The organism is Endozoicomonas atrinae (genome assembly GCF_001647025.1).
Classification (GTDB): domain Bacteria; phylum Pseudomonadota; class Gammaproteobacteria; order Pseudomonadales; family Endozoicomonadaceae; genus Endozoicomonas; species Endozoicomonas atrinae.
In genome coordinates, this window is sequence record NZ_LUKQ02000684.1 from 1 (window position 1) to 732 (window position 732).

The window sequence follows — 732 nt, forward strand, 5'->3', positions numbered from 1 at the left end:
GTTGCTGTAGATGGTGTCACTGTTGATTTTCTCGAAGTCGACCTTTCCGTCACGGTAGTAAGTGGACTGGAACCACTTCATGAAGTCGAGCCGCTCGGTAGGCGTGAGCAGGTTTTCAAACGCCCAGTGTCCAACTTCGTGCATCAGAACGTGGGAGACCGGCACGGCTTCAGTAGGCTTTGATGACAGTTGAATCTGAAACTCTTTGGGCTTCAGAACGTCCTGCATGTCGGCGGTGTATTTGCCGTTGACCGACAGGTTGCTGTTCATGTGAATAGCAGGTGTCTTGCCGTGGGCGTTGTTGATGCGGGACAGAAGTTCATAGGCGGTCTCGACGTCTTCTCGGGCAAACCCTTTGAACAGGTCTTCGACGTCGGCACGGATGTCGGCACGGATTTCCGCAGGCTGGACGAAACCCTGGGGAACATACTTCTGTTCCAGCTCAACCAGATTGGCATACTGATCCAGTAGTGTCTGATAGTCTTTCGCGTTCCGGTAGGCTTTGAAGTTCTGGGATGACCCCATAAAGATGCGGGCTGTCACCAGCTCTTTTGCCGTTACCGTGTCGCCCTTCTGGAACGGTGTGGTTCTGCCTGCAAACTTGCCCGCGACATTCAACGCTTTGATATGCCGCTTGAGTGAGAGCTTGATCTTGATGTTGTCCAGCTCTTCGAAGGGCGTGGCCTTGGTGGACTTGCCGATCTTCTCGGCCTCGGCCTGTGCCTTGACGTC

Annotated in this window: 1 protein-coding gene; it reads right to left on the reverse strand. The window is 54.0% G+C overall.

Annotated elements, in window-relative coordinates:
* Positions 1–732: hypothetical protein (locus AK963_RS34215; protein WP_175404765.1), on the reverse strand; the 732-nt coding region annotated here is incomplete at both ends.